The organism is Candidatus Planktophila lacus, from assembly GCF_002287925.1.
GTDB classification, from domain to species: domain Bacteria; phylum Actinomycetota; class Actinomycetes; order Nanopelagicales; family Nanopelagicaceae; genus Planktophila; species Planktophila lacus.
The window spans coordinates 1,191,522-1,218,076 of sequence record NZ_CP016769.1 but is presented as its reverse complement, the minus strand read 5'-3'; the positions used below and the strand labels follow the sequence as shown (position 1 = coordinate 1,218,076).

Genomic DNA, 26,555 nt, shown 5'->3' with positions numbered 1-26,555 from the left:
ATAACTATGTTAGATGTCAACTTCTTTGATGAATTAAGAATCGGTCTCGCATCGGCTCAGAACATTCGTGATTGGTCATTTGGCGAAGTAAAGAAGCCAGAGACAATCAACTACCGCACACTCAAGCCAGAGAAGGACGGACTCTTCGACGAGAAGATTTTCGGACCAACTCGTGACTGGGAATGTTATTGCGGTAAGTACAAGCGCGTTCGATTTAAGGGAATCATCTGCGAGCGTTGCGGTGTTGAAGTAACACGTGCCAAGGTTCGTCGCGAACGTATGGGACACATCGAGCTTGCCGCTCCTGTAACCCACATCTGGTACTTCAAGGGCGTGCCTTCACGTCTTGGATACCTACTTGATCTTGCTCCAAAGGATCTTGAAAAGGTTATTTACTTTGCTGCATACATGATCACAGAAGTTGATGCAGAAGGCCGCGAAGAAGATATGCCACAGCTCGAGAAGAAGCTGGCTAACGATCGTAAGAAGATCGAAACACGTCGCGACAATGATCTCGATGCTCGCCAGAAGAAGCTCGAATCTGATCTTGCTGAACTCGAAGCAGAAGATGCAAAGTCAGATGTAAAGCGCAAGGTTCGCGAATCTGCAGAGCGTGAGCTCAAGGCACTTCGTGATCGCGCTGAACGCGAAATAACTCGCTTGGAAGATGTTTGGGCTCGCTTTAAGAACCTCAAGGTTCAAGATCTAGAAGGCGACGAGAACCTCTACCGCGAAATGCGCGATCGTTACGGAATCTACTTCAAGGGTGACATGGGAGCTGCTGCAATTAAGAAGCGCCTAGAAACTTTTGATCTCGAAGCTGAATACGCGATCCTCACCGACCTTTCTGAAAATGGAAAGGGCGCAAAGAAGACTCGCGCTATCAAGCGTCTTAAGGTCGTAAATGCATTTATGACAACAAGCAATCACCCAGCATCAATGGTGCTCGATTGCGTTCCGGTTATCCCGCCAGATCTACGCCCAATGGTGCAGCTCGACGGTGGACGCTTTGCGACTTCAGATCTAAACGATCTCTATCGCCGCGTTATCAACCGCAACAACCGTTTGAAGCGTCTTGCTGATCTCGGTGCTCCTGAAATTATCGTCAACAACGAAAAGCGTATGTTGCAAGAAGCAGTTGATGCTTTGTTCGACAACGGTCGTCGTGGTCGTCCAGTAACTGGTCCCGGCAACCGTGCGCTTAAGTCACTATCTGACATGCTCAAGGGTAAGCAAGGTCGTTTCCGTCAGAACTTGCTCGGAAAGCGCGTTGATTACTCAGGTCGTTCAGTAATCGTTGTTGGTCCACAGTTGAAGTTGCACCAGTGCGGTCTGCCAAAGCAGATGGCGCTAGAACTCTTCAAACCATTCGTAATGAAGCGTCTAGTAGATCTCAACCACGCGCAGAATATTAAATCTGCAAAGCGTATGGTTGAGCGCGCACGTCCAGTTGTTTGGGATGTTCTTGAAGAAGTAATTGCAGAACACCCTGTGCTCCTAAACCGTGCTCCTACTCTTCACCGTCTAGGTATCCAAGCTTTCGAACCACAACTGGTTGAAGGTAAAGCAATTCAGATCCACCCACTCGTATGTACAGCATTTAACGCTGACTTCGACGGTGACCAGATGGCTGTGCACTTGCCACTATCTGCTGAAGCGCAAGCAGAAGCTCGTATCTTGATGTTGTCTTCAAACAACATCTTGTCTCCTGCTAACGGTCGACCAATTACATCTCCTACACAGGACATGGTTCTTGGTTTGTACTACCTCACCATGGAACGCGAAGGCGAACTCGGCGAAGGCCGCGCATTCGGTTCTGTTGCTGAAGCGATCATGGCTCATGATCAGCATTCAGTTTCATTGCAGGCAAAGATTAAGATCCGCCTCACAAAGACTGGCGAAACAATTGAAACAACAATTGGTCGCGCACTCTTTAATGAAGCACTGCCTGCTGATTACCCATACGTCGATCTTGATGTCACTAAGAAGCAACTTGGTGCAATCGTCGATAAGTTGGCTGAGTTCTATCCAAAGGTCACAGTTGCTCAAACTCTTGATGCGCTGAAGTCACTTGGATTCCATTGGGCAACTCGCGCCGGTGCAACAATCGGTATCGAAGATGTTGTTACACCTCCTCGTAAGAAAGAGATCCTCGAAAGCTACGAAACACAGGCTGACAAGGTTCAATCACAATACGAAAAGGGTCTCATCACAGATGACGAGCGTCGCCAAGAGCTCATCGAAATTTGGACCAAGGCAACCGCTGAAGTTGGTAAAGAGATGGAAGAAAACTTCCCTCGCGTCAACCCAGTTTGGATGATGGTCTACTCAGGTGCTCGCGGAAATATGATGCAGATCCGTCAGATCGCAGGTATGCGTGGACTTGTAGCTAACCCAAAGGGTGAAATTATTCCTCGCCCAATTAAGGCTAACTTCCGTGAAGGTCTCTCAGTACTCGAGTACTTCATTTCAACGCACGGTGCACGTAAGGGTCTTGCAGATACAGCGCTTCGTACCGCTGACTCTGGTTACTTGACTCGTCGTCTCTGCGACGTTGCACAAGATGTAATCATTCGCGAAGAAGATTGCGGAACCGATCGTGGTCTCGTACTTCCAATCGCAACACGTCAGCAAGCTGGCAACCTTGTAAAGCACGATCACGTTGAAACATCTGTCTACGGTCGCACCTTGGCTGATGACATTGAAGTTAACGGAACCGTTCTCGCTAAGGCTGGCTCAGATCTTGGTGACCGCGTCATCGACGAACTAGTTTCTGCTGGTGTCGACGAAGTTAAGATCCGCTCAGTTCTAACTTGCGATAGCAAGGTCGGACAGTGCGCAGCTTGCTACGGTCGCTCACTTGCTGCAGGTCAACTTGTTGCAGTCGGCGAAGCAGTCGGAATTATCGCTGCACAGTCAATCGGTGAGCCTGGTACACAGCTAACAATGCGTACCTTCCACACTGGTGGCGTTGCAGGTGATGACATCACTCACGGTCTTCCACGTATCGTCGAGCTCTTCGAAGCACGTACACCTAAGGGTGTTGCGCCAATCGCAGAGACCGCCGGCGTTGTTTCATTCCGTGAAGATGCAAAGGGTAAGAAGATCGTCGTAACACCAGATGATGGTGGCGAAGAAGTTGCTTACCCAATCACACGTCGCCAGAAGCTACTTGTAGAAGAAGGTTCACGCGTTGAAGTTGGCCAGAAGATGGTCGTCGGCGCAATTGATCCAAAGCAGGTACTTCGTATTCTCGGACCACGTGCAACACAAGTTCACTTGGTTAACGAAATCCAATCTGTTTATCGCTCACAGGGCGTAGGCATTCACGATAAGCACATCGAAGTAATCGTTCGCCAAATGCTTAAGCGCATTACAGTGCTTGAAGCAGGAGATGCGGATCTACTTCCTGGCGAACTCGTAGAACGCGGTCGCTTTGAAACCGAAAACCGTCGCGTAGTCACAACAGGTGGCAAGGCAGCCTCTGGTCGCCCAGAACTTATGGGTATCACCAAGGCATCACTTGCAACTGAGTCATGGCTATCAGCGGCTTCATTCCAGGAAACAACTCGCGTACTTACAGATGCTGCGTTGTCAGAGAAGAGCGATCCATTGCTTGGTCTGAAAGAAAACGTCATCATTGGTAAGTTGATTCCAGCTGGTACCGGCCTTGCTCGTTACCGCAATATCCGCGTTGAACCAACGGAGGCAGCAAAGGCTGCGGTCTACGCTGCATACGATGAGTACGACTTCACACCATTCGATCAGGGTGGTTCAGGCGAAGCAGTTCGCTTGGATGAAGTCGAGATTCCTCGCTAGTAATTAAAAAACGAAAAAACCCGTCACTATTAGTGGCGGGTTTTTTCGTTTAAGATCGCACAATGAGCGATGGCAAAAAATTCCACGTTGCACGTCACGATGAACGCGAACTATTTGATCGCGATGCAATAAATCGCCTGTTAGATAACCAATATGTAGCCCACGTGGGCTTTATCGATCAAGATAACCAACTGCCTTTTGTAATCCCAATGGGCTTTGCCCGCGACAATGACCGCATCTTGCTCCATGGATCAACTGGTTCACGAATGATGCGCCAGATCGCACAGGGGATTGACTTATGTGTGACGGTAACCCAGCTAAATGCAATTGTCGTAGCGCGCTCATCATTTAACTCATCTATGAACTACGAATCGGTAATGATCTTCGGGGTTGCTCGCGTACTTGAAGAGTCCGAGAAAGATCTAGCGCTGGAGCGAATTACCGAAAAGTTGGTGCCTGGCCTTTCAAAATACGGTCGCCCCTTGGTAAGTAAAGAGATTGCTGCAACGATGATCGTTGAACTCTCGCTCAATAAAATCTCGGCAAAGTCACGCGAAGGTGATCCTTTAGATGATGACGAAGATGTAGCTCTACCGATTTGGGCGGGCATACTTCCGATTGAAACAAAGCTCGGTGCACCAATTACCGCAGCAAATGCTGCTGGTATTGCTGTTCCTTCACATATCGCTAATTAATTAGCGCTTAGCGCAGCGAGTGCAACTTCCACCATGTCATTGAGAGTGCGCTCTCTGGCATCTGCATCCATCGCTTCATGCGTGATCACATGATCGGAAACAGTTAGCACAGCAAGTGCTTTCTTTCCCTTACGTGCAGCGATTGAGTACAACTGACTTGCTTCCATTTCAAGAGCTAGTACACCGTGCTTGATTAATTTTTCGTTGGCATCGGTTTCATCATAGAAATAATCCATCGATGAAACTCCACCAACATGAACGCGATCAAATTTCTTGGAAGCTTCATGTGCTGCTTGCAATAAGCCGAAGTCGGCATGCGGTGCGAAATCCAAACCGTTTGTGAAGCGACGATTGATATTGGAATCAGTCGATGCCGTCATCGCCAAAATTAAATCTCCGACTTTTGTCTTCTCTTGGATCGCACCGCATGTGCCGATACGGATCGCTGACTCAACGCCGTGTTCATTGAAGAGCTCAGTTACGTAAATAGATAGAGAAGGAAGGCCCATTCCGGTGCCTTGGACCGAGATCCGCTCACCGCGGTAGGTGCCGGTATAGCCGAACATATTTCGGATCGAGTTGTACTGCTTGGCCCCATCGAGGTAGTTCTCGGCCACCCATTTCGCCCTTAAAGGGTCGCCTGGGAGGAGGATTTTCTCGGAAATTTCGCCCTTTTGGGCTCCAATGTGAAGGCTCATGGGTTGATTATGGCCCCAAAAGAGGCCAGAAAAGAGACACGCCCGACTTCGAATTTTGGGGATTTTTGAGGCCAGGGGAGCCCTAGAAGAGTAAAAGGGCCGTTTTGACCTTTACGCCTGAACCCCGATACCCTTCGCGTCTGCTCTTTTAAGAGCTTTTTGCCTTGCCCCTGTTAAGAAATTATCAGTTGCAACTGCGCATCGGGTGCAACACACCCGACCGCGTGGGTCGGACAACGAGCGTAAAAAAGCAGTAACCGAAATGGAGACGAAGTGCCAACGATTCAACAACTAGTTCGTCGTGGTCGTGCAGAAAAGACTACGAAGACAAATACACCTGCGCTAAAAGGTTCACCACAGCGTCGCGGTGTATGTACACGTGTTTACACAACAACACCTAAGAAGCCTAACTCTGCGCTTCGCAAAGTGGCACGTGTTCGTTTAACAAGTGGCATGGAAGTTACTGCATACATCCCAGGTGAAGGTCATAACCTACAAGAGCACTCCATTGTTCTTGTTCGTGGTGGTCGCGTAAAAGATCTACCTGGCGTTCGTTACAAAATTATTCGTGGATCACTCGATACACAAGGTGTTAAAAACCGTAAGCAATCACGTTCACGTTACGGTGCTAAGAGAGAGAAGAAGGCTAGCTAATGCCACGTAAAGGTCCGGTCGTAAAGTCTCCAGTTGTTGCAGATCCTGTTTACAACTCACCAGTTGTTACTGCACTAATCAACCGCGTATTGCTTCACGGCAAGCGTTCAACTGCTGAAAGCATTGTCTATCACGCACTTGAAGGCACACGCACAAAGACTCAGGTTGATCCAATCATCACTTTGAAGCGCGCTCTCGACAACATCAAGCCTGCTGTTGAAGTACGTTCTCGCCGCGTTGGTGGAGCTACTTACCAGGTTCCTGTTGAAGTAAAAGCTGGTCGCTCAACAACTTTGGCACTTCGCTGGTTAATCGATTACTCACGACTACGTCGCGAGAAGTCAATGGCAGAGCGTCTAATGAACGAACTAATCGATGCATCAAACGGTCTCGGAGCAGCAGTAAAGCGCCGCGAAGATACCCACAAAATGGCAGAAGCAAACAAGGCGTTTGCTCACTACCGCTGGTAATTAAGAAACTAAAGAATTCAAAAGTTGAGAAGAGGATAATTAATTGGCAACGTCAACAGTAGAAAAGATCGATCTAGCTACGGTTCGCAATATCGGAATCATGGCTCACATCGACGCGGGCAAAACCACTACTACTGAGCGCATCCTTTTCTATACAGGTATCTCATACAAGATCGGTGAAGTGCACGAAGGTGCAGCAACGATGGACTGGATGGAACAAGAGCAAGAGCGCGGTATCACGATCACCTCTGCTGCAACCACATGTATGTGGAAAGACCATCTCATCAACATCATCGATACACCTGGCCACGTTGACTTCACAGTTGAAGTAGAGCGTTCACTCCGTGTTCTCGATGGCGCAGTTGCTGTATTCGATGGCGTTGCCGGTGTTGAACCACAATCTGAAACAGTTTGGCGTCAAGCAGACCGTTACTCAGTTCCACGTATTTGTTTCATTAACAAGCTAGACCGTACAGGCGCTTCATTCGATAAGTGCGTAGGCATGATCAAGGATCGCCTAAATGCAGTTGCTCTAGTTCTACAGCTTCCAATCGGAAACGAATCAGATTTCATTGGCGTTGTCGATCTTCTAGCAATGAAGGCCCTTGTATGGCGCGGCGAAACCAAAAAGGGTGAAGATTACACAATTGAAGAAATTCCAGCAGATATGTTGGAGAAGTCAAAGCAAGCTCGTCACGAGATGATCGAAACTCTCGCAGAAAATGACGATGTCGTAATGGAGAAGTACCTCGCAGGCGAAGATCTCTCAGAGGCAGAGCTAATCGCAGGTATCCGTCGCGCAACAATCGCTGCCAAGCTTTCACCAGTTCTTACTGGTTCTGCATTTAAGAACAAGGGCGTTCAGCCAATGCTCGATGCAGTAACTCGTTACCTTCCATCGCCACTAGATATCGATGCAATCGTCGGTACCGACATGAACGATAAAGAGAAGGAAATGAAGCGTCTTCCAAAGAATGACGAGCCTTTCTCAGCGCTTGCATTCAAGATCATGACTGATCCACACCTTGGAAAGCTCACATTTATCCGCGTGTACTCAGGTGTACTTGAGACTGGTTCAACAATTCTTAACTCAACAAAAGATCGCAAAGAGCGCATCGGCAAGATCTACCAAATGCACGCTAACAAGCGCGAAGAACGCGACAACGTTGGCGCGGGCATGATCGTTGCGGTTATGGGACTTAAGGACACAACAACAGGCGAAACACTTTGCGATCCTGCAAAGCCAGTAATCCTCGAGTCAATGGACTTCCCAGCGCCAGTTATCTCTGTTGCTATCGAACCAAAGACCAAGGGCGACCAAGAAAAACTCGGCGTCGCGATCCAGCGTCTATCTGAAGAAGATCCAACTTTCCACGTCAACACTGACGAAGAAACCGGCCAGACAATCATCGCTGGTATGGGCGAGCTCCACCTTGAAATTCTCGTAGACCGTATGCGTCGCGAATTTAAGGTTGAAGCAAACGTTGGTAAGCCACAGGTTGCTTACCGCGAAACTCTTCGTAAGCCAGTTGCACGTCACGACTACACACATAAGAAGCAGACCGGTGGTTCAGGTCAGTTCGCAAAGATTCAGATCGCAATCGAGCCACTTCCAACTGGTGAAGTTGAAGGCGGTTACGAGTTCGTAAACAAGATCACTGGTGGTCGCGTTCCACGCGAGTACATCCCTTCAGTTGATGCAGGTTGCCGTGAAGCAATGACCGCAGGTCCTCTTGCTGGCTATCCACTTACAGATGTACGAGTAACTCTTCTTGACGGCGCGTATCACGATGTTGACTCATCGGAGCTCGCTTTCAAGGTGGCTGGTATCGCAGCGTTTAAGGAAGCAGCAAAACTTGCTGATCCTGCAATTCTCGAACCAGTGATGCGCGTCGAAGTTGTTACCCCTGAAGACTTCATGGGTGATGTCATCGGCGACATCAACAGTCGTCGTGGCCAAATTCAGGCCATGGATGAGCGGTCAGGTGCCCGCGTTGTTAGGGCGCTAGTTCCGTTGTCAGAGATGTTCGGCTATGTCGGAGATCTCCGCTCCAGAACACAAGGTCGCGCGAGCTACAGCATGGAATTCGATTCTTATGCCGAAGTTCCAGGCAATGTGATGAAAGAAATCATCGCAAAAGTTCGTGGCGAATAAAACTCCCTAAACAAAGCACAACCCCTAATAACTAGCACTAGAAAAACGAAAGAGGAAACAAAATGGCAAAAGCCAAGTTCGAGCGCACTAAGCCGCACGTAAACATCGGCACCATTGGCCACATCGATCACGGTAAGACAACTCTTACTGCTGCGATCTCCAAGGTGCTTCATGACAAGTTCCCAGACCTTAACGCTGCAACAGCATTCTCTGATATCGATAAGGCGCCAGAAGAGCGTCAACGCGGTATCACGATCTCTATTGCACACATCGAATACCAGACTGAAAAGCGTCACTACGCACACGTTGACTGCCCAGGCCACGCTGACTACATCAAGAACATGATCACTGGTGCTGCACAGATGGACGGCGCAATTCTCGTAGTAGCTGCAACAGATGGTCCAATGCCACAGACTAAAGAGCACGTTCTTCTTGCTCGCCAAGTTGGCGTTCCATCAATCGTTGTTGCTCTTAACAAGTCAGATATGGTCGATGACGAAGAAATTCTTGAACTCGTTGAAATGGAAGTTCGCGAACTTCTATCTAAGTACGAGTTCCCAGGCGATGACACTCCAATCGTTCGCATCTCAGCACTTAAGGCACTTGAGGGTGACCAGAAGTGGGCAGATAAGTTGATGGAGCTCATGGATGCAGTAGATGCATTCATCCCACAGCCAGCACGCGAAATCGACAAGCCATTCCTTATGCCAGTTGAAGACGTTTTCACAATCACAGGTCGTGGAACAGTTATCACCGGTCGTATCGAGCGCGGCGTTGTAAAGGTCAACGAAGAAGTTGAAATCGTTGGTATCCGCACTGAAGCTCAGAAGACAACAGTTACAGGCGTTGAAATGTTCCGTAAGTTGCTCGACGAAGGTCAGGCTGGCGAGAACGTCGGTCTTCTTCTTCGTGGACTAAAGCGTGAAGATGTAGAGCGTGGTCAGGTTGTTTGCAAGCCTGGCTCAATCACACCTCACACAGAGTTCGATGCATCTGCATACATCCTTTCAAAGGATGAAGGCGGTCGTCACACTCCATTCTTTAACAACTACCGTCCACAGTTCTACTTCCGTACAACTGACGTAACTGGCGTAGTAACACTTCCAGAAGGCACCGAAATGGTTATGCCTGGCGATAACACTGAAATGGCTGTACAGCTAATTCAACCAATCGCTATGGAAGAAGGACTTCGCTTTGCGATCCGCGAAGGTGGCCGCACAGTAGGTGCAGGTCGCGTTACAAAGATCAAGAAGTAAACAAAAAATCCGTTGTTGATGCGCCGGCGGCGTTAAACCCGCCGGCGCAAAAACAGGGAAAGTTTTAAAAGAAGTAAAAGCTTGAAAACTAAAAATTAACTAGTAGTAAAAACGAAAGAGGAGAACGACATGGCGGGACAAAAGATCCGCATTCGACTCAAGGCCTATGACCATGAGGTGATTGACTCTTCAGCGAAGAAAATCGTTGAAACAGTTGAGCGCACAGGTGCAACGGTCGCGGGTCCAGTGCCGCTACCAACAGAGAAGAACACGTATTGCGTGATTCGCTCTCCTCACAAGTATAAGGACAGCCGCGAACACTTCGAGATGCGCACACATAAGCGCCTAATCGACATCATCGACCCAACACCTAAGACTGTTGATTCATTGATGCGTCTCGACTTGCCAGCTGGCGTCGACATCGAGATCAAGCTCTAAGGAAAGGACGAGAAACATGACATATACAACTCAATCTGCCGGCTCGTCCATTAAGGGCGTCCTCGGTAAGAAGCTCGGAATGACACAAGTTTTCGATGCCAACAACAAGATGATTCCTGTAACTGTAGTTTCAGTTGAATCATGTGTTGTAACGCAAATTCGCACACCTGAAAAGGATGGCTACTCAGCCGTGCAGCTTGCTTACGGTGCAATCGATCCAAAGAAAATTTCAAAGCCGCTAACAGGCCACTATGCAAAGGCAGGCGTCACTCCTCGTCGCTCCGTTGCAGAACTGCGCACACTGTCAGCTGCTGAATACACAGTTGGCCAAGAAATCGGCGCAACTACTTTCGCTGCTGGTGACATCGTTGATGCAACTGGCACAAGCACAGGTAAAGGAACTGCTGGTGTTATGAAGCGCCACGGTTTCGGTGGTCTTGGTTCATCTCACGGTGTTGATCGTAAGCACCGTATGCCAGGTTCAATCGGTGCCTGCTCTACACCAGGTCGCGTTTTCAAGGGAATGCGCATGATGGGCCGTATGGGTGCAGAGAAAGTCACAACACAGAACTTGTTAGTTCAATCAGTTGATGCAGAAAACAACTTGCTACTCATCAAGGGTTCAGTTCCAGGTCCTGATGGCGCATTGGTCTTTATCCGCTCTGCTGCAAAGAAAGCAATCTTTGAAACAGCATCAGGAAAGGTTGGTGCATAACCATGGCGCTTACCGTTGAAGTAAAGAACGCAGAAGGAAAGAAAGTTGGAAGCGTTGATCTTCCATCTGACATCTTTGATGCGCAGACAAATATTCCTTTGATCCACCAAGTCGTGACAGCGCAACTTGCTGCTGCACGTCAAGGAACTCAAAAGGCTAAGAACCGTGGTGAAACTTCTGGTTCAGGTAAGAAGCCGTTTAAGCAGAAGGGAACCGGCCGCGCTCGTCAGGGTTCGATCCGCGCTCCTTTGCAACGCGGTGGTGGTGCAGCACATGCTGTTCGTCCACGTTCTTACTTCCAGCGCACACCAAAGAAGATGATCGCACAAGCACTTCGCGGCGTCCTCTCTGATCGTCAGCGCAACGAACGTATCCACGTTATCGACTCTGTAACAGCGGCTCCTTCAACAAAGGCAGCGCTTGCAGCAGTTCGTCAGTTCTCAACACGCAAGAACCTTTTGGTTGTTGTCTCACGTAACGAAGACGCTGCATGGCGTTCACTTCGCAACGCTGATGATCTACACCTTCTAGTTCCTGATCAGCTAAACGCATACGACATCTTGAAGAGCGATGACGTTGTCTTCTCAGAAGCAGCGATCAACGATTTCCTTAAGGCAAAGAGCACAGCAAAGGCAGCCGGTAAGTCTGTTAAATCTGTTGCACGTGAAAGCGAGGTAACAGCATGAAAGATCACCGCGACGTCTTGCTAGCGCCAGTAGTTTCTGAAAAGAGCTACGGATTGCTAGATGAGAACAAGTACACATTCATTGTTGCTCCAGATGCCAACAAGACTGAGATCAAGATCGCAGTCGAGAAAGTTTTCGGAGTCAAGGTCATCAGTGTTAACACTATGAACCGCATCGGAAAGAACAAGCGCACACGTTTTGGTGATGGAAAGCGCAAAGACACAAAGCGAGCAATCGTTCATGTGGCCGCTGGCGACCGTATCGACATCTTCGGAGGTCCCGTTTCCTAAGGGCAACCTTACGAATAGGGATTTCTAGAAAAGGATCATCATGGCACTTCGCAAACTCAAGCCAACGACCCCCGGTCAACGCGGCGCAAGCGTTCCTGATTTCGCTGAAATCACACGCACAACTCCTGAAAAGTCATTGGTACGTCCAATCCACTCAAAGGGTGGCCGTAACAATCAAGGTCGCATCACAGTTCGCCACCAAGGTGGAGGACACAAGCGTGCATACCGTCTGATCGATTTCGTCCGTAACGATAAGGATGGAATTCCAGCGAAGGTCGCACACATTGAATACGACCCAAACCGCACAGCGCGTATCGCACTTCTTCACTACGCAGATGGAGAAAAGCGTTACATCATCGCTCCAAATAAACTTGAGCAAGGTGCAACAGTTGAGAACGGTCCAAAGGCCGATATCAAACCTGGAAACAACTTGCCTCTACGTAACATCCCAGTAGGTACAACTGTTCACGCAATCGAACTTCGCCCAGGTGGAGGAGCAAAGATTGGTCGTTCAGCAGGTGCATCTGTACAGCTCGTTGCAAAAGAAGGTCCATACGCACAACTTCGCATGCCTTCTGGCGAAATCCGTAACGTAGATGTTCGTTGCCGCGCAACTGTTGGTGAAGTTGGAAACGCAGAACAATCCAACATCAACTACGGAAAAGCTGGCCGCAAGCGTTGGTTAGGTATTCGCCCAACTGTTCGTGGTGTTGTTATGAACCCTGTCGATCACCCACACGGTGGTGGTGAAGGTAAGACTTCTGGTGGACGTCACCCAGTTTCACCTTGGGGTAAGCCAGAAGCACGTACCCGTAAGAAGAAAGCATCTGATTCCATGATCGTCCGTCGTCGCAAGTCGAACAAGAAGCGGTAGGAGAGAACCCTTATGCCAAGAAGTCTCAAGAAGGGTCCATTCGTTGATGGACATCTCACCAAGAAGGTGGATGCACAGAACGATGCCAACACTAAGAACGTGATCAAGACCTGGTCACGCCGCTCAATGATTATTCCTTCAATGATCGGACACACAATCGCAGTACACGATGGCCGCAAGCACGTTCCGGTTTTCGTAACTGACGCAATGATCGGACACAAGCTTGGTGAATTCGCACCAACTCGTACATTCCGTGGACACGTTAAAGATGATCGGAGAGCAGCTCGTGGCTAATACAACTCCTCAAGCAGATACTTTGATCGCTCGCGCAATTTTGCGCGACATCCGCCACACACCACAGAAGGCTCGTCGCGTTGTCGACTTGGTTCGTGGAATGCGTGCAGATGAAGCACTTAACGTTCTGAAGTTTGCGCCACAGGCTGCAGGTTCAGATGTCTACACACTCCTTAACTCTGCTGTTGCAAATGCAAAGGCTAAAAACCCTGCAATTCGCGATGCATCTGAACTCTGGGTTGTTGAAGCTCTCGTGGACGAAGGACGCACAATGAAGCGTTTCCGCCCACGTGCACAAGGTCGCGGTTTCCGTATCTTGAAGCGCTCAAGCCATATCTCAGTTGCAGTTAGCGATGTAAAGGCAACTAGCAAATCAATTTCACGTACATCAACAAAGACTCAGACACGTAATCCAAAGCGTGCTGATGATTCAGCGAAGGGAGCGACCAAGTAATGGGTCAAAAAGTTAACCCACACGGGTTCCGCCTGGGCATCACAACTGAATTCAAGTCACGTTGGTATGCAGACAAGCTTTACAAGGATTACGTCAAGGAAGATGTCGAAATCCGTCGCATGATGCAGAAAGGTATGGAGCGCGCAGGCGTATCTCGCATTGAGATCGAACGTACTCGCGATCGCGTCCGTATCGATCTACATACTGCGCGTCCTGGCATCGTCATTGGTCGTCGCGGACAAGAAGCTGACGTACTTCGTCAGAAGCTTGAGAAGCTAACCGGAAAGCAAGTACAGCTAAACATTCTCGAAGTTAAGAACCCAGAGATTGATGCGCAACTTGTTGCACAAGGAATTGCAGAACAGCTTGCTGCTCGCGTTTCTTTCCGCCGCGCAATGAAGAAGTCAATGCAGTCAGCGATGAAGGCCGGAGCACAGGGCATTCGTGTTCAGTGCGGTGGTCGTCTTGGTGGCGCAGAAATGTCACGTTCAGAGTTCTACCGTGAAGGTCGCGTTCCATTGCACACACTTCGCGCTGATATTGATTACGGTTTCTATGAAGCCGCAACAACATTCGGTCGCTTGGGTGTAAAGGTTTGGATCTACAAGGGTGAAGTTATTGGTTCACGCGCAGAGCGCGCTGAAAAGGCGCTTGCAGAAGCACGCGCTCCAAAGCCAGAACGTCGCGGACCTCGCACACCACGTGCACCACGTGCCGAAGTAACAACCTCTCAGGTTGAAACTGCACCAGCAGATGTTGCAACAGCACCAGCAACTGAAGGAGGCGAGGCGTAAATGTTAATTCCTCGTAAGGTCAAGCACCGTAAGCAGCACCACCCATCGCGTTCAGGCGCATCAAAGGGCGGAACAGCTGTTGCATTCGGTGACTTCGGTATCCAAGCTCTAGAGCCTGCATATGTAACCAACCGTCAGATCGAAGCTGCTCGTATTGCGATGACTCGCTATATCAAGCGCGGTGGAAAAGTTTGGATCAATATTTATCCAGATCGTCCAATTACAAAGAAGCCTGCTGAAACTCGTATGGGTTCCGGTAAAGGTTCACCTGAATGGTGGATTGCAAACGTGAAGCCAGGTCGCATCATGTTTGAAATCTCTGGAGTAACAGAAGCGATTGCAACTGAAGCTATGCGTCTTGCGATTCATAAGCTTCCAATGAAGTGTCGTGTAGTAAAGCGTGAGGAGGCATAAAGTGGCTAACGTTAATGAAGAACTACGCCAATTAACCGATGACGAATTAGCATCGAAGGTGCGTGAGGCTAAAGAGGAACTCTTTAATCTGCGCTTCCAGGCTGCTACTGGTCAGCTCGAATCACATGGTCGCCTCGGAGCAGTCCGCAAGGAGATCGCACGTCTTTACACAATTATCCGCGAACGCGAACTAGGAATCGGAGGCGCTGCCTAATGACTACCGAAAATCGCGCAGATCGCAAGACACGTGAAGGCATTGTCATTTCAGACAAGATGGATAAGACGATCACCGTTGAAGTATCAAACCGCGTAAAGCACGGTATGTACTCAAAGGTTATGTCTCGTTCAACAAAGCTAAAGGCTCACGACGAGACCAATAGCGCAGGTACTGGAGATCGTGTTTTGATCATGGAAACACGACCAATTTCAGCATCAAAGCGCTGGCGTCTAGTTTCAATCATCGAGAAAGCTAAGTAAGGGGCAGGATAAAAAATGATTCAACAAGAATCGCGCCTACGCGTCGCGGATAACACAGGAGCCAAAGAGCTTCTCTGTATTCGTGTTCTCGGTGGCTCCTCCCGTCGTTACGCCGGTATCGGAGACATCATCGTCTGTTCTGTTAAGGATGCAATTCCTGGCGGACAAGTAAAGAAGGGTGAAGTCGTAAAGGCTGTCATCGTTCGTACAGTTAAAGAACGTCGTCGTCCAGACGGTTCTTACATCAAATTTGACGAGAACGCAGCAGTCATCCTTAAAGCAGATGGCGAACCTCGCGGAACTCGTATCTTCGGACCAGTTGCTCGCGAACTTCGCGACAAGAAGTTCATGAAGATCATTTCACTCGCTCCGGAGGTGCTCTAACCATGGCGAAGATCAAGAAAGATGACACAGTGCTCGTAATCGCTGGCAAGAACAAGGGCGTTACAGGCAAGGTTCTCGATGTTGATAAGAACCGCATTCTTGTTGAAGGTGTTAACCGCGTACAGCGCCACACCAAAGAGTCAACAACCGAACGCGGCGTCAAGGTCGGCGGAATCGTTACTGCTGAAGCAACAATCCACATTTCAAATGTCATGGTCGTCGATGGCGATGGCAAGGCAACTCGCCTTGGCGTTCGTAAAGATGAAGAAGGCAAAAATGTTCGCATCTCACGTCGCACCGGAAAGGACATCTAATGTCAACAACGACTGATGTTCGTTTAAAGGCTCGTTACCGTAGCGAAATCGCTGGCGCACTTACGACTCAATTTGGATATAAAAATCCAATGCAGGTTCCAACGCTCGTAAAGATCGTTGTAAATATGGGTGTTGGCGAAGCTGCTCGTGATTCTAAGCTAATCGAAGGCGCAGTCCGCGATCTAGCAATCATCACAGGCCAGAAGCCACAAGTAACCAAGTCACGCAAATCAATCGCGCAGTTCAAGTTGCGTGAAGGTATGCCAATTGGTGCACACGTAACAATGCGTGGAGATCGTATGTGGGAGTTCGCAGATCGCTTACTCTCAATTTCTCTTCCACGTATCCGCGACTTCCGTGGACTTTCACCTAAGCAATTCGATGGCAAGGGCAACTACACATTCGGTCTAACCGAGCAGGTTGTATTCCCAGAAATCGAACAAGATAAGGTCGATCGCCCACGCGGTATGGATATCACTGTTGTAACCACAGCGAAGAACGACGAAGAAGGCCGCGCACTCTTGAAGTTGCTCGGTTTTCCTTTCCGGGAGGCATAAGAATGGCAAAGACATCACTCAAGGTTAAAGCTGCTCGCAAGCCTAAGTTCAAGGTTCGTGGCTATACACGTTGTCAGCGTTGCGGCCGTCCGCACTCTGTCTATCAAAAGTTTGGAATTTGCCGCGTCTGTTTCCGTGAAATGGCGCACCGTGGTGAACTTCCAGGTATTACAAAGGCTTCTTGGTAAAAATGATGGCGCCATCATTTTTACCGGAGCAAGCTAGTTAAAACTACAACGAAGAAAGTCCAGGCAAATTGCTTGGATACTGTTTCGAGAAAGGCCATAGGCCACGTATGACAATGACAGATCCGATCGCAGACATGTTGACACGTCTGCGCAACGCGAACTCTGCTTACCATGATTCGGTTTCAATGCCGTCTTCATCGGTTAAAGCACGCATTGCAGAGATCCTTCAAAAGGAGGGTTTCATCGCAGGCTATCGCGTTGAATCAGCAACAAACGGTGTTGGCAAGGACCTAGTTCTTGACCTCAAGTTCGGTGCAAACCGCGAGCGTTCAATCGCCGGTCTTCGCCGCGTAAGCAAGCCAGGACTTCGCGTTTACGCAAAGTCAACTGCTCTACCAAAAGTACTTGGTGGACTCGGCGTTGCAATCATTTCAACTTCATCTGGATTGCTTACTGATAAGCAAGCCAACAAACAGGGTGTAGGCGGAGAAGTTCTCGCCTACGTATGGTGATCGAATATGTCACGTATCGGTCGTATGCCAATCGCTGTTCCTGCTGGCGTTGAAGTAACAATCGCAGGTCAGAATGTTTCAGTTAAGGGACCAAAGGGTTCACTTTCACTAAACGTCGCTGAACCAATTCAAGTTTCACAAGCAGATGGTGTTATCACCGTTGCTCGTCCAAATGAAGAGCGCGTTACACGTTCACTTCATGGCCTATCACGCACATTGGTATCAAATATGGTCACCGGCGTAACAACTGGTTACACGCTAACTATCGACATCGTCGGTGTTGGTTACCGTGTTGCTGAGAAGGGTAAGGATCTCGAATTCTTGCTCGGATATAGCCACCCAGTTCCATTCCTAGCTCCAGAAGGAATTTCTTACAAGGTTGAATCTCCAACTAAGTTGCATATCACCGGAATTGATAAGCAACTCGTTGGTGAAGTTGCAGCCAAGATTAAGAAACTGCGTAAAGCAGATCCTTATAAGGGCAAGGGCCTACGTTTGGCAGGCGAAGTTGTTCGCCGTAAGCAAGGAAAGACAGGTAAGAAGTAATGGCAATCGGTGTAAAAGTCCGCAAGGGGTCAGCTACTAATGCTCGCGCCCGTCGTCACTTCCGTGTCCGCAAGAAGGTCTCTGGCACTCCTGCGCGTCCACGTCTAGTCGTTTCTCGCTCTGCGCGTCACCTCTTCGTACAGATCATTGATGACACACAAGGTAAGACTTTGGCTTACGCATCAACAATGGAAGAAGCCTTCCGCAAGTCAACTGGCGATAAGACTGCAAAGTCTCGCGAGATTGGCGCGTTGATCGCAAAGCGTGGAAAGGATGCCGGTATCTCTACCGTTGTATTCGACCGCGCAGGAAATAAGTACACAGGTCGTATCGCAGCACTTGCTGATAGTGCACGAGAGAACGGATTGGAGTTCTAATGGCTGAAAATCCAACAACCGCAACTGCACCAGACAACAAGGGCGCTGACAAGGTTTCTGAAAAAGGCCGTGGCCGCGGAAATGGCGAACGCCGTGAACGTCGCGACGATCGTGAGAAGGACAAGTCTCCATACATGGAGCGCGTTGTCTTTATCAACCGTGTATCTAAAGTTGTTAAGGGTGGACGTCGTTTCTCATTCACCGCACTAGTAGTTGTCGGCGACGGCAATGGCACAGTCGGTATTGGTTACGGAAAGTCTAAGGAAGTTCCACAAGCGATCGCTAAGGCTGTTGAAGAAGCAAAGAAGTCATTCTTCGTAGTCCCACGCATCCAAGGAACTGTTCCTCACCCAGTACAAGGAGAAACAGCAGCTGGCGTAGTTCTTCTTCGCCCAGCAAGCCCAGGTACCGGAGTTATCGCCGGTGGCCCAATTCGTGCAGTACTCGAATGTGCTGGCATCTCAGATGTATTGACCAAGTCACTCGGCTCGAACAATGCAATCAACATGGTCCACGCCACTGTTGCAGCGTTGAAGATGCTTGAGTCACCAGCAGCAATCGCTGCTCGTCGCGGTCGTCCACTTGAAGATGTTGCACCTGCAGCAATTATCCGCGCTTCACAGATGACAGTTGGTGCCTAATGCCACGTTTAAAAGTAACTCAAATTAAATCTAAGGTCGGTAACAAACCTGAGATTCGCGAGACCTTGCGTTCACTTGGTCTAAAGCGCATCAACGATGTTGTCGTCAAAGAAGATCGTCCAGAAATTCGTGGCATGGTGTACGCAGCACGCCACTTGATCAAGGTTGAGGAGGTCGAATAAAGATGACGCTAAAACTTCATCACCTTCGTCCAGCCCCAGGTGCAAAGAAAGCTAAGACCCGTAAAGGTCGCGGTGAAGCATCAAAGGGTAAGACCGCCGGTCGCGGTGGCAAGGGAACACATGCACGTAACACTGTTCGCCCAGGTTTTGAGGGTGGCCAGCTTCCGTTGGTTATGCGTTTGCCTAAGCTTCGCGGCTTTAAGAACCCAGCACGTATTGAGTACCAAGCAGTTAACGTTGCAACAATTAACGATCTCTTCCCTAAGGGTGGAGATGTAACAGTTGCAGATCTAATTGCTAAGGGCGCAGTACGCGATAGCTTGCCTGTAAAGGTTCTTGGCAATGGCGATATCGCCGTCAAGGTATCTGTAACAGCACATGCATTCTCAGCATCAGCAGTCGAAAAGATCGCTGCCGCTGGTGGTTCAACCAAAGTTCTATAAGTTTCAAAAAGAAACTTATAAAAGTTTCATTGATTTGATAGAGGGAGAAGATTGATGCTTTCAGCATTTGGAATGGCTTTTAAGACACCAGATCTGCGCAAGAAGATCTTCTTCACTCTTTCAATCATGGCTCTGTTCCGCTTCGGTTCAGTCGTCCCAACTCCTGGCGTTTCATACACAGCAGTTCAGACATGTCTTAACCAAGTTCAAACAGGTGGTCTCTTCGGTCTGATCAACTTGTTCTCAGGTGGAGCGCTAATTCAGCTCTCTGTCTTTGCACTTGGCATCATGCCTTACATCACCAGCTCGATCATTATTCAACTTCTTACAGTTGTAATTCCACGCTTTGAAACTCTTAAGAAAGAGGGACAATCTGGAACTGCGAAGTTAACTCAATACACCCGTTATCTAACAATCGGTTTAGCAGTACTTCAATCAACAGGTTTGGTTGCAGTTGCTCGTACACCTGGTCGTTTGATCTCAGGCTGTAATGAAGCGATCATTCCTGATACTTCATGGCAGCGCATAGCAACGATGATCATCGTTATGACAGCCGGTACATCTGTAATCATGTGGCTCGGTGAGCTAATCACTGATCGCGGTATTGGTAACGGTATGTCTATCTTGATCTTCACATCTATCGCAGCAAGCTTCCCTGGACAACTCTGGAGCATCCGCGTTCAAAAGGGCCTCTTCGCATTTATCGTTGTTTTAGCGGTCGGTATTGCAGTTGTTGCAGCGGTTGTATTCGTTGAACAAGCACAGCGCCGAATCCCTGTGCAGTACGCAAAGCGCATGGTTGGACGTCAGGCTTACGGCGGAACAAGTACTTATATTCCAATCAAGGTAAACCAGGCTGGCGTTATCCCGGTTATCTTCGCTTCATCACTTCTCTACATCCCATCTTTGATCGTTAACTTCACCAATAGCCAAGCGGCTTGGGCGGTATGGGTTTCTCGTAACCTCGTAAATGGCGATAACGTCTTTTATGTAACTGCTTATTCAGCTTTGATTATCTTCTTCACCTACTTCTATGTAGCGATTACCTTTAATCCAGATGAAGTTGCAGACAATATGAAGAAGTACGGCGGATTTATTCCAGGCATCCGTGCCGGTCGCCCAACTTCTGAATACCTGCAATACGTTCTCTCACGCATTACAGCGCCAGGTGCGCTATACCTCGCGCTCGTTGCGATTATTCCAATCGGTGCGTTGATCGTATTCGGTGCAACTCAGAACTTCCCATTCGGTGGAACTGCGATCCTGATCGTTGTCGGTGTTGGTCTTGATACTGCAAAGCAGATCGAAAGCCAGTTGCAACAGCGTTCATATGAGGGGTTCTTGCGCTAATGCGTTTAATCCTGGTTGGACCACCAGGTGCTGGTAAAGGAACACAAGCTCAATTCCTATCTGCGCACTATTCAATTCCGCATATTTCAACTGGCGATATCTTCCGCGCTAATTTGAAGGCCGGAACAGAACTCGGAAACCAAGCGAAAGCATTTATGGATCGCGGCGAACTAGTTCCCGATTCAGTCACCAACGATATGGTCAAAGATCGTCTAACCCATGACGATGTTGCCAATGGTTTTCTTCTAGATGGCTATCCACGCAACGTGGCACAGGCTGAAGTTCTTCGTGCATTTCTTGCAGAGGCCAAGACTCCGTTGCAAGCAGCTTTAGAACTTGCTATCGCATCTGATGAAATCATTAAGCGTTTATCTTCTCGTCGTACCTGTCGTGGATGCGGTGCATCCAATGAAGCGGGAGCTACAAACTGTGCTTCTTGCAATGGCAACGATCTTTATCAGCGTGAAGACGATAAAGAAGAAGTTATCGCACGCCGCCTTGAGGTCTATGAAGAGCAGACCGCGCCAATCATCTCTTTCTACCGCTCTGAAGGTTTATTGATCACTATCCCAGCAGTAGGAACCGTTGCTGAAATCACCGAGCATGCGATTACTGCGCTCGGTCGCCTCTAGTAACTAAAGTACTTTTATGGCGATCCAGATAAAAACCCTTGAACAATTAAAGGTAATGCGTCGCGCCGGTTTAGTAGTCGCCGAAATTCACCAAGCGATACGAGCTGCGATTAAGCCAGGAATGACAACTAGCGCACTCGATGCAGTTGCAGCAGCCTGCATCAAAAGAAACGGTGCAACCCCCAACTTTCTTAACTATCACGGCTTTCCCGCAACGATCTGTGTTTCAGTAAATGAAGAAATCGTTCACGGTATCCCTGGGGATCGCCTCATCAACGATGGTGATCTAGTCTCAATCGATTGCGGTGCAATCATCGATGGTTGGCATGGCGATGCTGCATTTTCTGTCGGAGTCGGCAACGTTGACGCACAAGATCAAAAACTTATGGATGTCTGCGAAGAGTCAATGTGGCGCGGAATCGCCGCGGGTAAATTAGGTGCGCGCCTTACTGATATCAGCGCAGCAATTGAAAATTACATCGATTCGCAAGGTAAGTACGGAATTCTGCAAGAGTACGGTGGCCACGGAATCGGTACCGAGATGCATCAAGAGCCACATGTTTTAAACTTTGGAAAAGGTGGAAATGGTCCTGAGTTAATTGTCGGGATGGCACTTGCAATTGAACCGATGATTACGCGCGGAACACATAAGACAAAAGTTTTAGGCGATGACTGGACGGTTGTATCTCAAGATAAATCTAGAGGTGCCCACTTCGAGCATTCATTTGCACTTTTGCCAGATGGAAAGCCATTTGTATTAACGGCTGCTGACGGGGGACGGGCAAAGTTAGCCTCTCTAGGCATTGAAATATCAAGCCTGCTTTCCTGACGCTCATAATCTCTTTTTGAGGTGTCTGACCTCACAAATTAGTATTAAATCGTTATGAAAATCCCTTTACCTGGCTAGCCAGTAACGCATAACCTTTCTCAAACCCCATCCCTCGTGGGCTAACTCTTAAAGGAGAGTCTTGATGTTAAAAAAGAAATTTGCCGGTGCACTCGTTGCATCATTGGCGCTTTCAGTACTTGCAACAGTTGCTCCAACAGCAACAGCAGCACCAAAAGCGGCAGCAATTGCAAAGGCTGGCGATGACTGCATTACCGCAGGTCGCGTAGCAAAGGCTCGTGGAGTCGAAGGCTCTGATCTAACATGTTTAGTAGTTTCAACTGGAACCCTAAAAGGCAAGTTGAAATGGTGGTACAAAGATGTAACCCCACTCTCAAAGCTTGAGTGGGTTGCTTCATCTGGCGTAGGTGGCGGTTACGGCACCACTGCAATCGCATTTGCTGATGCTATGAAGGCAGAAGGCATGCTTAGCGATTACACAGTTGCTTATAAGTCAGGCGGATCCGGAACTGTAGGTCTTGGATACTTCCAAGATCAAAAGGCTAAAGATTTTGCTTTCATTACAGGTTTTGCGATGGTTGCAGGCGTTGCTTCAACTAAGTCAAAGCTAAACCAAGCAGATTCAAAGGCAATCTCTGGATTGATGCGCGAATATGAAGCGATTGTTGTTCCTACATCTTCTAAGTACAAGACAATTAATCAACTACTCGCAGATATCGTTGCAAATCCAAAGCTACCTATCGCTGGTGGATCAAAGGGAACTGTTGACCACGTTTACATGGGTCTTCTAGTTGAAAAAGCTGGCGGAAAAGCCACTGAAATGAACTACGTTCCATACGCAGGTGGTGGAGAAGTAACAACTTCTGTACTCAGCGGACAGACAGTAGCTGGCGTTTCAGGTACATCTGAATTCGCTTCATTTGTAAAGGCCGGAAAGCTACGTGTTCTAGCCCTTTCATCACCATCACGTTTGAAGTCAATCAAGGGTCAGACATTGATCCAGCAGGGAATCAACTTCACATTCGGTAACTGGCGCGGAATTCTTGCTCCAGCAGCACTTACCGAAGCAGAGCGCGTTAACTGGCTAAAGGCTGTTGATGTAACTCGTGCAGGAGATGCCTGGAAGGCAACATTGGTTGCTAAGGATTGGCAGAACCAAACAGATTACGGCAAGGATTTCGAAGCATTCCTTGCATCACAAAAGAAGGACATCACAACCACGCTAGTTTCACTTGGCTTGGCATAAGTCCTCTTGAAATCTAAGAAGATTGGGGGAGAGCTCGCTTTTGCGGGCTCTCTCCTAATTCTTGGGTTGGTCGTTCTATACGACACTTCCAAGATGTTAGTTCCACCGGGATCTGGAACCGTTGGTCCGCAAATTTTTCCTTACGTAGTAAGCGGTTTTGTCATTTTTATTTCTCTGGGTTTATTTGTACAAATTTTCCGCGGAAATCTCGGCGTACCTGAAGGAACCGAGTTCGGCGAAATAGTTGAAAAGACAGACTTTAAATCTTTAGCCATGGTCGCCGGCTCAATGTTGACCTACCCACTTTTAATTGAGCGTGCTGGATTTATCATCGCGAGCACAGTGGTGTTCTTTGGCGTCGCCTTTGCATACGGTGCCAAAAATCTACTTAAGAATTTACTTATCTCGATCATCTTCTCTTTTATCGTTTATTTTGCATTTTCTAAAGGTCTAAACGTTGGCCTTCCAGCAGGAATCCTGGGGATCTTTGAATGAGTAGTTTTAACTCGCTTATGGAGGGCTTCGCCTCAGCCCTTACCCTAAACAATCTACTTTTCGGTCTACTCGGAACAATCCTTGGAACGCTGGTCGGAGTTCTTCCCGGTATCGGACCCGCACTTGCTATCGCACTCTTGTTGCCAATTACTTATTCAGTTAGCCCGGCATCTGCGCTAATTATGTTTGCTGCTATTTACTACGGCGCCATGTATGGCGGATCGACAACTTCGATTTTATTAAATACTCCTGGTGAATCCGGTTCAGTAATAACAGCGCTCGAAGGCCATCAAATGGCAAAGCGTGGACGCGCTGGTTCTGCCCTTGCGACTGCAGCTATTGGTTCATTCATCGCAGGCACAATCGCAACTGCGATCTTGGCATTTACCGCCCCCTCACTTGCCGAGTGGGCCTTTAAAGTTACGGCGGCAGATTTCTTTGCGCTGATGTTGATCGCTTTTACAACGGTCGGAACGCTCTTAGGAAATTCAATGTTGCGCGGTATGGCATCCCTTGGCGTAGGCCTAGTTATTGGCTTGGTTGGTTCTGATCTGCAATCTGGCGCAGTTCGCCTAACTTTTGGAAGCCTGCAAGCAATCGATGGAATTGAAACAGTGACTGTAATCGTTTCGCTATTTGCACTTGGCGAGGCTTTGTATATCGCAGGCCGCGCGAAGGCAACTGGTTGGTCGATCATTCCGATGAAGGGCAAGGCGATTATGTCTCGCCAAGACTTCAAACGTTCTTGGCGCCCCTGGCTTCGCGGAACAGCGATTGGTTTTCCATTAGGCGTTATCCCTGCCGGAGGCTCTGAAGTCCCAACATTTTTAAGTTATGCGGCAGAGAAATCTTTATCGAAGAATAAAGAGGAGTTTGGTCATGGCGCCATTGAAGGCGTAGCAGGCCCAGAGGCTGCTAACAATGCAAATGCCGCTGGTGCTCTTGTTCCACTTCTTGCACTTGGACTTCCAACATCTGCAACTGCTGCAGTAATTCTGGTCGCTCTTCAGACTTACAACATTCAACCTGGTCCGCTGCTATTTACAACAAACCCTGAAATCGTCTGGACCTTAATCGCTTCGCTCTTTATCGGAAACACCTTGCTCCTGGCGCTTAATCTGCCGCTAGTGCGCGTCTGGGCAAAACTTCTAAATATTCCACGCCCTTATCTCTTCTCCGGAATCACCGCCTTCGCATTGATGGGCGCGTACGTTGCGAACAATGCAATCTTTGATCTCTGGATCGCGCTGGGTGTTGGTGTAATCGGTTTTGCCTTCCGCCGTTTTGGAGTTCCAATTACACCGCTAATTATTGGACTAATTCTTGGGCCGATGGCTGAGCTTCAGATGCGTCGTGCGCTGCAGATCAGCGGTGGCGAACTTAGCGCGCTATATGCAACTCCAATGTCAAAAATCCTCTACGTAATCCTCCTTATTGTGATTATCGGTCCGATGATCTGGAACTTTAAGAAGAAGCTTGCACTAAAGAAGTAAATGGCGTCCCAAAAACTTTTGCCGTGGGCGCGTCCGCTCTTATTGAGTTCTACCCTTACTCAGGCCACGATCTACGTTCTTCGCCCGATGATTACCTATCGAGCGATTGAATTAGATGCCAGCACTTATGAAATCGGTGTAGTTGCCGCGCTCTACGCACTCTTTCCGGTTTTATTGGCGCTGCAATTTGGCCGATTAGTAGGAAAGATCGGTGAAGGTAAGTTCATAATCGCCGGAACTATTTCCATGGCGCTAACAGCCGTAGCCCTAATCTTTGCTAACTCGGTCTTTACTCTCGCAATCGCAACCGCCTTTGCTGGCATATCGCATCTGGCTTGTATGGTGGGTGGCCAATCTATGGTTGCACTTCGGGCACCTCGCGAAAATTACGACAGATACTTTGGCTACTACACATTTAGCGCATCTCTTGGACATTTAATTGGACCGCTAGTGGCTGCACTTGTTGCGGGTTCCGATGGAACACTTCCTAAATCAACATCTAACGCTTTTCTTTTAGGCTTTGTTCTTTGTGTGGTTGCACTAGTGCCGGTTATCAGATGGCGCAAGGAGAAGCCAAGCGTTGAAGCTAAATCTGATGAAGGCACCTATACCGCAGCGATTGCGCTACTAAAGAAGCCTGGCATTTTGGCTGCAATCTATGTCTCACTAGCTATCTCGTCAGTTGCCGATGTTCTTGTTGTTTTCTTACCGCTCTTCGGCACAGAGAATAATTTCTCTCCCTATGCGATCGGAATCATTCTGGCCATTCGTGCCGGTACAACGATGATCTCTCGCTTCTTCCTCGGCCGGCTAAGCGCACGTTTTTCTACGTATCAATTGTTGATGGTCAGCACCACAGTCTCTGTTATTGCTTGTGCAGGTATGGCTTTTGCAAAAACACCACTAACTCTTGGCGCCATTGTCTTTATCGCAGGATTTTCACTTGGAATTGGCCAACCGTTAACAATGTCCTTGGTTTCACAAAAGACTGCCGCTAATGAACGAGCGCTAGCCGTCTCAGCGCGCTTAATGGGTAATCGCTTTGGACAATTTTTAGTACCGGCCGCCGCAGGCGCACTCGCCGCATCGGCTGGCGCAAGCGGAGTATTTATCGGGCTATCAGTATTGCTGGCGACCTCGCTCTTTGGTGCAGCAAGCAGGTAAC

Annotated in this window: 35 protein-coding genes; 34 read left to right on the top strand and 1 reads right to left on the bottom strand. The window is 48.6% G+C overall.

What is annotated here, in order from left to right; genetic code table 11:
* The first annotated feature begins 6 nt into the window (after nt 1–6).
* On the top strand, nt 7–3,819 hold the full coding sequence (locus A1s21148_RS06145) for a DNA-directed RNA polymerase subunit beta' (RefSeq protein ID WP_095671543.1): 3,813 nt from the start codon (nt 7–9) through the stop codon (nt 3,817–3,819).
* Nucleotides 3,820–3,881: 62 nt separating this feature from the next.
* Complete coding sequence (locus A1s21148_RS06140) at nt 3,882–4,514, top strand: pyridoxamine 5'-phosphate oxidase family protein (protein WP_095671542.1); 633 nt, start codon at nt 3,882–3,884, stop codon at nt 4,512–4,514.
* On the opposite strand, the gene deoD is transcribed toward A1s21148_RS06140, so the two are convergent.
* Complete coding sequence (deoD, locus tag A1s21148_RS06135) at nt 4,511–5,212, bottom strand: purine-nucleoside phosphorylase (RefSeq protein WP_095671541.1); 702 nt, start codon at nt 5,210–5,212, stop codon at nt 4,511–4,513. The two genes, A1s21148_RS06140 and deoD, sit on opposite strands and share 4 nt — an antisense overlap.
* 273 nt (nt 5,213–5,485) lie before the next feature.
* On the opposite strand from deoD, the gene rpsL reads away from it, so the two are divergent.
* The 32 genes from rpsL to A1s21148_RS05975 all read left to right on the top strand — a co-directional run bounded on the left by rpsL (nt 5,486) and on the right by A1s21148_RS05975 (nt 26,554).
* Nucleotides 5,486–5,866 carry a 30S ribosomal protein S12 gene (gene rpsL, locus A1s21148_RS06130; RefSeq protein WP_095526877.1) on the top strand — a complete coding sequence of 127 codons (381 nt, stop codon included), beginning with the start codon at nt 5,486–5,488 and terminating at the stop codon, nt 5,864–5,866.
* Nucleotides 5,866–6,336: a 30S ribosomal protein S7 gene (rpsG, locus tag A1s21148_RS06125; RefSeq protein ID WP_095671540.1), complete on the top strand. Its 471-nt coding sequence runs from the start codon at nt 5,866–5,868 to the stop codon at nt 6,334–6,336. The genes rpsL and rpsG overlap by 1 nt, the downstream gene beginning before the upstream one ends.
* 43 nt (nt 6,337–6,379) lie before the next feature.
* Nucleotides 6,380–8,491 (top strand): elongation factor G, encoded by a 2,112-nt coding sequence (fusA, locus tag A1s21148_RS06120; protein ID WP_095671539.1) that lies wholly within the window; start codon nt 6,380–6,382, stop codon nt 8,489–8,491.
* Nucleotides 8,492–8,553: 62 nt separating this feature from the next.
* Nucleotides 8,554–9,747 (top strand): elongation factor Tu, encoded by a 1,194-nt coding sequence (tuf, locus tag A1s21148_RS06115; RefSeq protein WP_095671538.1) that lies wholly within the window; start codon nt 8,554–8,556, stop codon nt 9,745–9,747.
* Nucleotides 9,748–9,876: 129 nt separating this feature from the next.
* The gene (gene rpsJ, locus A1s21148_RS06110; protein WP_017955300.1) at nt 9,877–10,185 is read left to right on the top strand and encodes a 30S ribosomal protein S10; all 309 of its coding nucleotides are present in this window, start codon (nt 9,877–9,879) and stop codon (nt 10,183–10,185) included.
* Between the two features lie 16 nt (nt 10,186–10,201).
* A complete protein-coding gene (rplC, locus tag A1s21148_RS06105) occupies nt 10,202–10,900 on the top strand; it encodes a 50S ribosomal protein L3 (protein WP_095671537.1) in 699 nt (232 codons plus the stop codon).
* A gap of 2 nt (nt 10,901–10,902) precedes the next feature.
* Complete coding sequence (rplD, locus tag A1s21148_RS06100; protein WP_095671536.1) at nt 10,903–11,586, top strand: 50S ribosomal protein L4; 684 nt, start codon at nt 10,903–10,905, stop codon at nt 11,584–11,586.
* Entirely contained in the window at nt 11,583–11,876 is a 294-nt protein-coding gene (gene rplW / locus A1s21148_RS06095; RefSeq protein ID WP_095671535.1) for a 50S ribosomal protein L23, read from the top strand. The genes rplD and rplW overlap by 4 nt, the downstream gene beginning before the upstream one ends.
* Nucleotides 11,877–11,916: 40 nt before the next feature.
* Nucleotides 11,917–12,750, top strand: coding sequence for a 50S ribosomal protein L2 (gene rplB / locus A1s21148_RS06090; RefSeq protein WP_095671534.1), 834 nt, complete (start codon nt 11,917–11,919; stop codon nt 12,748–12,750).
* Between the two features lie 12 nt (nt 12,751–12,762).
* Nucleotides 12,763–13,044, top strand: coding sequence for a 30S ribosomal protein S19 (gene rpsS / locus A1s21148_RS06085; protein WP_095671533.1), 282 nt, complete (start codon nt 12,763–12,765; stop codon nt 13,042–13,044).
* A complete protein-coding gene (gene rplV, locus A1s21148_RS06080; RefSeq protein ID WP_420022006.1) occupies nt 13,037–13,498 on the top strand; it encodes a 50S ribosomal protein L22 in 462 nt (153 codons plus the stop codon). The genes rpsS and rplV overlap by 8 nt, the downstream gene beginning before the upstream one ends.
* Nucleotides 13,498–14,292, top strand: coding sequence for a 30S ribosomal protein S3 (rpsC, locus tag A1s21148_RS06075; protein WP_095671531.1), 795 nt, complete (start codon nt 13,498–13,500; stop codon nt 14,290–14,292). The genes rplV and rpsC overlap by 1 nt, the downstream gene beginning before the upstream one ends.
* Nucleotides 14,293–14,706: a 50S ribosomal protein L16 gene (gene rplP / locus A1s21148_RS06070; protein ID WP_095671530.1), complete on the top strand. Its 414-nt coding sequence runs from the start codon at nt 14,293–14,295 to the stop codon at nt 14,704–14,706.
* A gap of 1 nt (nt 14,707) precedes the next feature.
* On the top strand, nt 14,708–14,920 hold the full coding sequence (gene rpmC / locus A1s21148_RS06065; protein ID WP_095671529.1) for a 50S ribosomal protein L29: 213 nt from the start codon (nt 14,708–14,710) through the stop codon (nt 14,918–14,920).
* Complete coding sequence (rpsQ, locus tag A1s21148_RS06060) at nt 14,920–15,183, top strand: 30S ribosomal protein S17 (RefSeq protein WP_095671528.1); 264 nt, start codon at nt 14,920–14,922, stop codon at nt 15,181–15,183. The genes rpmC and rpsQ overlap by 1 nt, the downstream gene beginning before the upstream one ends.
* A gap of 15 nt (nt 15,184–15,198) precedes the next feature.
* The gene (gene rplN / locus A1s21148_RS06055; protein ID WP_095526891.1) at nt 15,199–15,567 is read left to right on the top strand and encodes a 50S ribosomal protein L14; all 369 of its coding nucleotides are present in this window, start codon (nt 15,199–15,201) and stop codon (nt 15,565–15,567) included.
* Nucleotides 15,568–15,569: 2 nt separating this feature from the next.
* Nucleotides 15,570–15,881 (top strand): 50S ribosomal protein L24, encoded by a 312-nt coding sequence (gene rplX, locus A1s21148_RS06050; protein ID WP_095671527.1) that lies wholly within the window; start codon nt 15,570–15,572, stop codon nt 15,879–15,881.
* Complete coding sequence (gene rplE / locus A1s21148_RS06045; RefSeq protein WP_095671526.1) at nt 15,881–16,438, top strand: 50S ribosomal protein L5; 558 nt, start codon at nt 15,881–15,883, stop codon at nt 16,436–16,438. The genes rplX and rplE overlap by 1 nt, the downstream gene beginning before the upstream one ends.
* 2 nt (nt 16,439–16,440) lie before the next feature.
* Nucleotides 16,441–16,626, top strand: coding sequence for a type Z 30S ribosomal protein S14 (locus A1s21148_RS06040; RefSeq protein ID WP_095526894.1), 186 nt, complete (start codon nt 16,441–16,443; stop codon nt 16,624–16,626).
* A 107-nt stretch (nt 16,627–16,733) separates the two neighbouring features.
* Nucleotides 16,734–17,138, top strand: a complete 405-nt coding sequence (gene rpsH / locus A1s21148_RS06035) for a 30S ribosomal protein S8 (protein ID WP_095671525.1) — start codon at nt 16,734–16,736, stop codon at nt 17,136–17,138.
* Nucleotides 17,139–17,144: 6 nt separating this feature from the next.
* Nucleotides 17,145–17,684, top strand: coding sequence for a 50S ribosomal protein L6 (gene rplF / locus A1s21148_RS06030; RefSeq protein WP_095671524.1), 540 nt, complete (start codon nt 17,145–17,147; stop codon nt 17,682–17,684).
* On the top strand, nt 17,684–18,061 hold the full coding sequence (rplR, locus tag A1s21148_RS06025) for a 50S ribosomal protein L18 (RefSeq protein WP_095671523.1): 378 nt from the start codon (nt 17,684–17,686) through the stop codon (nt 18,059–18,061). The genes rplF and rplR overlap by 1 nt, the downstream gene beginning before the upstream one ends.
* Nucleotides 18,061–18,702, top strand: coding sequence for a 30S ribosomal protein S5 (rpsE, locus tag A1s21148_RS06020; protein WP_095671522.1), 642 nt, complete (start codon nt 18,061–18,063; stop codon nt 18,700–18,702). Before rplR ends, rpsE begins: the two co-directional genes overlap by 1 nt.
* On the top strand, nt 18,702–18,884 hold the full coding sequence (gene rpmD, locus A1s21148_RS06015; protein ID WP_095526899.1) for a 50S ribosomal protein L30: 183 nt from the start codon (nt 18,702–18,704) through the stop codon (nt 18,882–18,884). The genes rpsE and rpmD overlap by 1 nt, the downstream gene beginning before the upstream one ends.
* 2 nt (nt 18,885–18,886) lie before the next feature.
* A complete protein-coding gene (gene rplO / locus A1s21148_RS06010; protein ID WP_095671521.1) occupies nt 18,887–19,327 on the top strand; it encodes a 50S ribosomal protein L15 in 441 nt (146 codons plus the stop codon).
* A 54-nt stretch (nt 19,328–19,381) separates the two neighbouring features.
* Nucleotides 19,382–20,677, top strand: a complete 1,296-nt coding sequence (gene secY / locus A1s21148_RS06005; protein ID WP_095671520.1) for a preprotein translocase subunit SecY — start codon at nt 19,382–19,384, stop codon at nt 20,675–20,677.
* Nucleotides 20,677–21,309 (top strand): adenylate kinase, encoded by a 633-nt coding sequence (locus A1s21148_RS06000; RefSeq protein ID WP_095671519.1) that lies wholly within the window; start codon nt 20,677–20,679, stop codon nt 21,307–21,309. The genes secY and A1s21148_RS06000 overlap by 1 nt, the downstream gene beginning before the upstream one ends.
* A 16-nt stretch (nt 21,310–21,325) precedes the next feature.
* Entirely contained in the window at nt 21,326–22,138 is an 813-nt protein-coding gene (map, locus tag A1s21148_RS05995) for a type I methionyl aminopeptidase (RefSeq protein WP_095671518.1), read from the top strand.
* A gap of 142 nt (nt 22,139–22,280) precedes the next feature.
* The gene (locus A1s21148_RS05990; protein ID WP_095671517.1) at nt 22,281–23,402 is read left to right on the top strand and encodes a Bug family tripartite tricarboxylate transporter substrate binding protein; all 1,122 of its coding nucleotides are present in this window, start codon (nt 22,281–22,283) and stop codon (nt 23,400–23,402) included.
* Nucleotides 23,403–23,408: 6 nt separating this feature from the next.
* The gene (locus A1s21148_RS05985; RefSeq protein ID WP_095671516.1) at nt 23,409–23,897 is read left to right on the top strand and encodes a tripartite tricarboxylate transporter TctB family protein; all 489 of its coding nucleotides are present in this window, start codon (nt 23,409–23,411) and stop codon (nt 23,895–23,897) included.
* The gene (locus tag A1s21148_RS05980) at nt 23,894–25,390 is read left to right on the top strand and encodes a tripartite tricarboxylate transporter permease (protein ID WP_095671515.1); all 1,497 of its coding nucleotides are present in this window, start codon (nt 23,894–23,896) and stop codon (nt 25,388–25,390) included. Before A1s21148_RS05985 ends, A1s21148_RS05980 begins: the two co-directional genes overlap by 4 nt.
* Nucleotides 25,391–26,554: an MFS transporter gene (locus A1s21148_RS05975; protein WP_095671514.1), complete on the top strand. Its 1,164-nt coding sequence runs from the start codon at nt 25,391–25,393 to the stop codon at nt 26,552–26,554.
* Nucleotide 26,555 lies beyond the last annotated feature (1 nt).

Bases quoted from the DNA above. Each gene is read 5' to 3' on its own strand.
- A1s21148_RS06145 (WP_095671543.1), top strand. From the start codon at position 7: ATGTTAGATGTCAACTTCTTTGATGAATTAAGAATCGGTCTCGCATCG.
- A1s21148_RS06140 (WP_095671542.1), top strand. From the start codon at position 3,882: ATGAGCGATGGCAAAAAATTCCACGTTGCACGTCACGATGAACGCGAA.
- deoD (WP_095671541.1), bottom strand. From the start codon at position 5,212: ATGAGCCTTCACATTGGAGCCCAAAAGGGCGAAATTTCCGAGAAAATC.
- rpsG (WP_095671540.1), top strand. From the start codon at position 5,866: ATGCCACGTAAAGGTCCGGTCGTAAAGTCTCCAGTTGTTGCAGATCCT.
- tuf (WP_095671538.1), top strand. From the start codon at position 8,554: ATGGCAAAAGCCAAGTTCGAGCGCACTAAGCCGCACGTAAACATCGGC.
- rpsJ (WP_017955300.1), top strand. From the start codon at position 9,877: ATGGCGGGACAAAAGATCCGCATTCGACTCAAGGCCTATGACCATGAG.
- rplC (WP_095671537.1), top strand. From the start codon at position 10,202: ATGACATATACAACTCAATCTGCCGGCTCGTCCATTAAGGGCGTCCTC.
- rplD (WP_095671536.1), top strand. From the start codon at position 10,903: ATGGCGCTTACCGTTGAAGTAAAGAACGCAGAAGGAAAGAAAGTTGGA.
- rplW (WP_095671535.1), top strand. From the start codon at position 11,583: ATGAAAGATCACCGCGACGTCTTGCTAGCGCCAGTAGTTTCTGAAAAG.
- rplB (WP_095671534.1), top strand. From the start codon at position 11,917: ATGGCACTTCGCAAACTCAAGCCAACGACCCCCGGTCAACGCGGCGCA.
- rpsS (WP_095671533.1), top strand. From the start codon at position 12,763: ATGCCAAGAAGTCTCAAGAAGGGTCCATTCGTTGATGGACATCTCACC.
- rpsC (WP_095671531.1), top strand. From the start codon at position 13,498: ATGGGTCAAAAAGTTAACCCACACGGGTTCCGCCTGGGCATCACAACT.
- rplP (WP_095671530.1), top strand. From the start codon at position 14,293: ATGTTAATTCCTCGTAAGGTCAAGCACCGTAAGCAGCACCACCCATCG.
- rpsQ (WP_095671528.1), top strand. From the start codon at position 14,920: ATGACTACCGAAAATCGCGCAGATCGCAAGACACGTGAAGGCATTGTC.
- rplN (WP_095526891.1), top strand. From the start codon at position 15,199: ATGATTCAACAAGAATCGCGCCTACGCGTCGCGGATAACACAGGAGCC.
- rplX (WP_095671527.1), top strand. From the start codon at position 15,570: ATGGCGAAGATCAAGAAAGATGACACAGTGCTCGTAATCGCTGGCAAG.
- rplE (WP_095671526.1), top strand. From the start codon at position 15,881: ATGTCAACAACGACTGATGTTCGTTTAAAGGCTCGTTACCGTAGCGAA.
- A1s21148_RS06040 (WP_095526894.1), top strand. From the start codon at position 16,441: ATGGCAAAGACATCACTCAAGGTTAAAGCTGCTCGCAAGCCTAAGTTC.
- rpsH (WP_095671525.1), top strand. From the start codon at position 16,734: ATGACAATGACAGATCCGATCGCAGACATGTTGACACGTCTGCGCAAC.
- rplF (WP_095671524.1), top strand. From the start codon at position 17,145: ATGTCACGTATCGGTCGTATGCCAATCGCTGTTCCTGCTGGCGTTGAA.
- rplR (WP_095671523.1), top strand. From the start codon at position 17,684: ATGGCAATCGGTGTAAAAGTCCGCAAGGGGTCAGCTACTAATGCTCGC.
- rpsE (WP_095671522.1), top strand. From the start codon at position 18,061: ATGGCTGAAAATCCAACAACCGCAACTGCACCAGACAACAAGGGCGCT.
- rpmD (WP_095526899.1), top strand. From the start codon at position 18,702: ATGCCACGTTTAAAAGTAACTCAAATTAAATCTAAGGTCGGTAACAAA.
- rplO (WP_095671521.1), top strand. From the start codon at position 18,887: ATGACGCTAAAACTTCATCACCTTCGTCCAGCCCCAGGTGCAAAGAAA.
- secY (WP_095671520.1), top strand. From the start codon at position 19,382: ATGCTTTCAGCATTTGGAATGGCTTTTAAGACACCAGATCTGCGCAAG.
- A1s21148_RS06000 (WP_095671519.1), top strand. From the start codon at position 20,677: ATGCGTTTAATCCTGGTTGGACCACCAGGTGCTGGTAAAGGAACACAA.
- map (WP_095671518.1), top strand. From the start codon at position 21,326: ATGGCGATCCAGATAAAAACCCTTGAACAATTAAAGGTAATGCGTCGC.
- A1s21148_RS05990 (WP_095671517.1), top strand. From the start codon at position 22,281: ATGTTAAAAAAGAAATTTGCCGGTGCACTCGTTGCATCATTGGCGCTT.
- A1s21148_RS05980 (WP_095671515.1), top strand. From the start codon at position 23,894: ATGAGTAGTTTTAACTCGCTTATGGAGGGCTTCGCCTCAGCCCTTACC.
- A1s21148_RS05975 (WP_095671514.1), top strand. From the start codon at position 25,391: ATGGCGTCCCAAAAACTTTTGCCGTGGGCGCGTCCGCTCTTATTGAGT.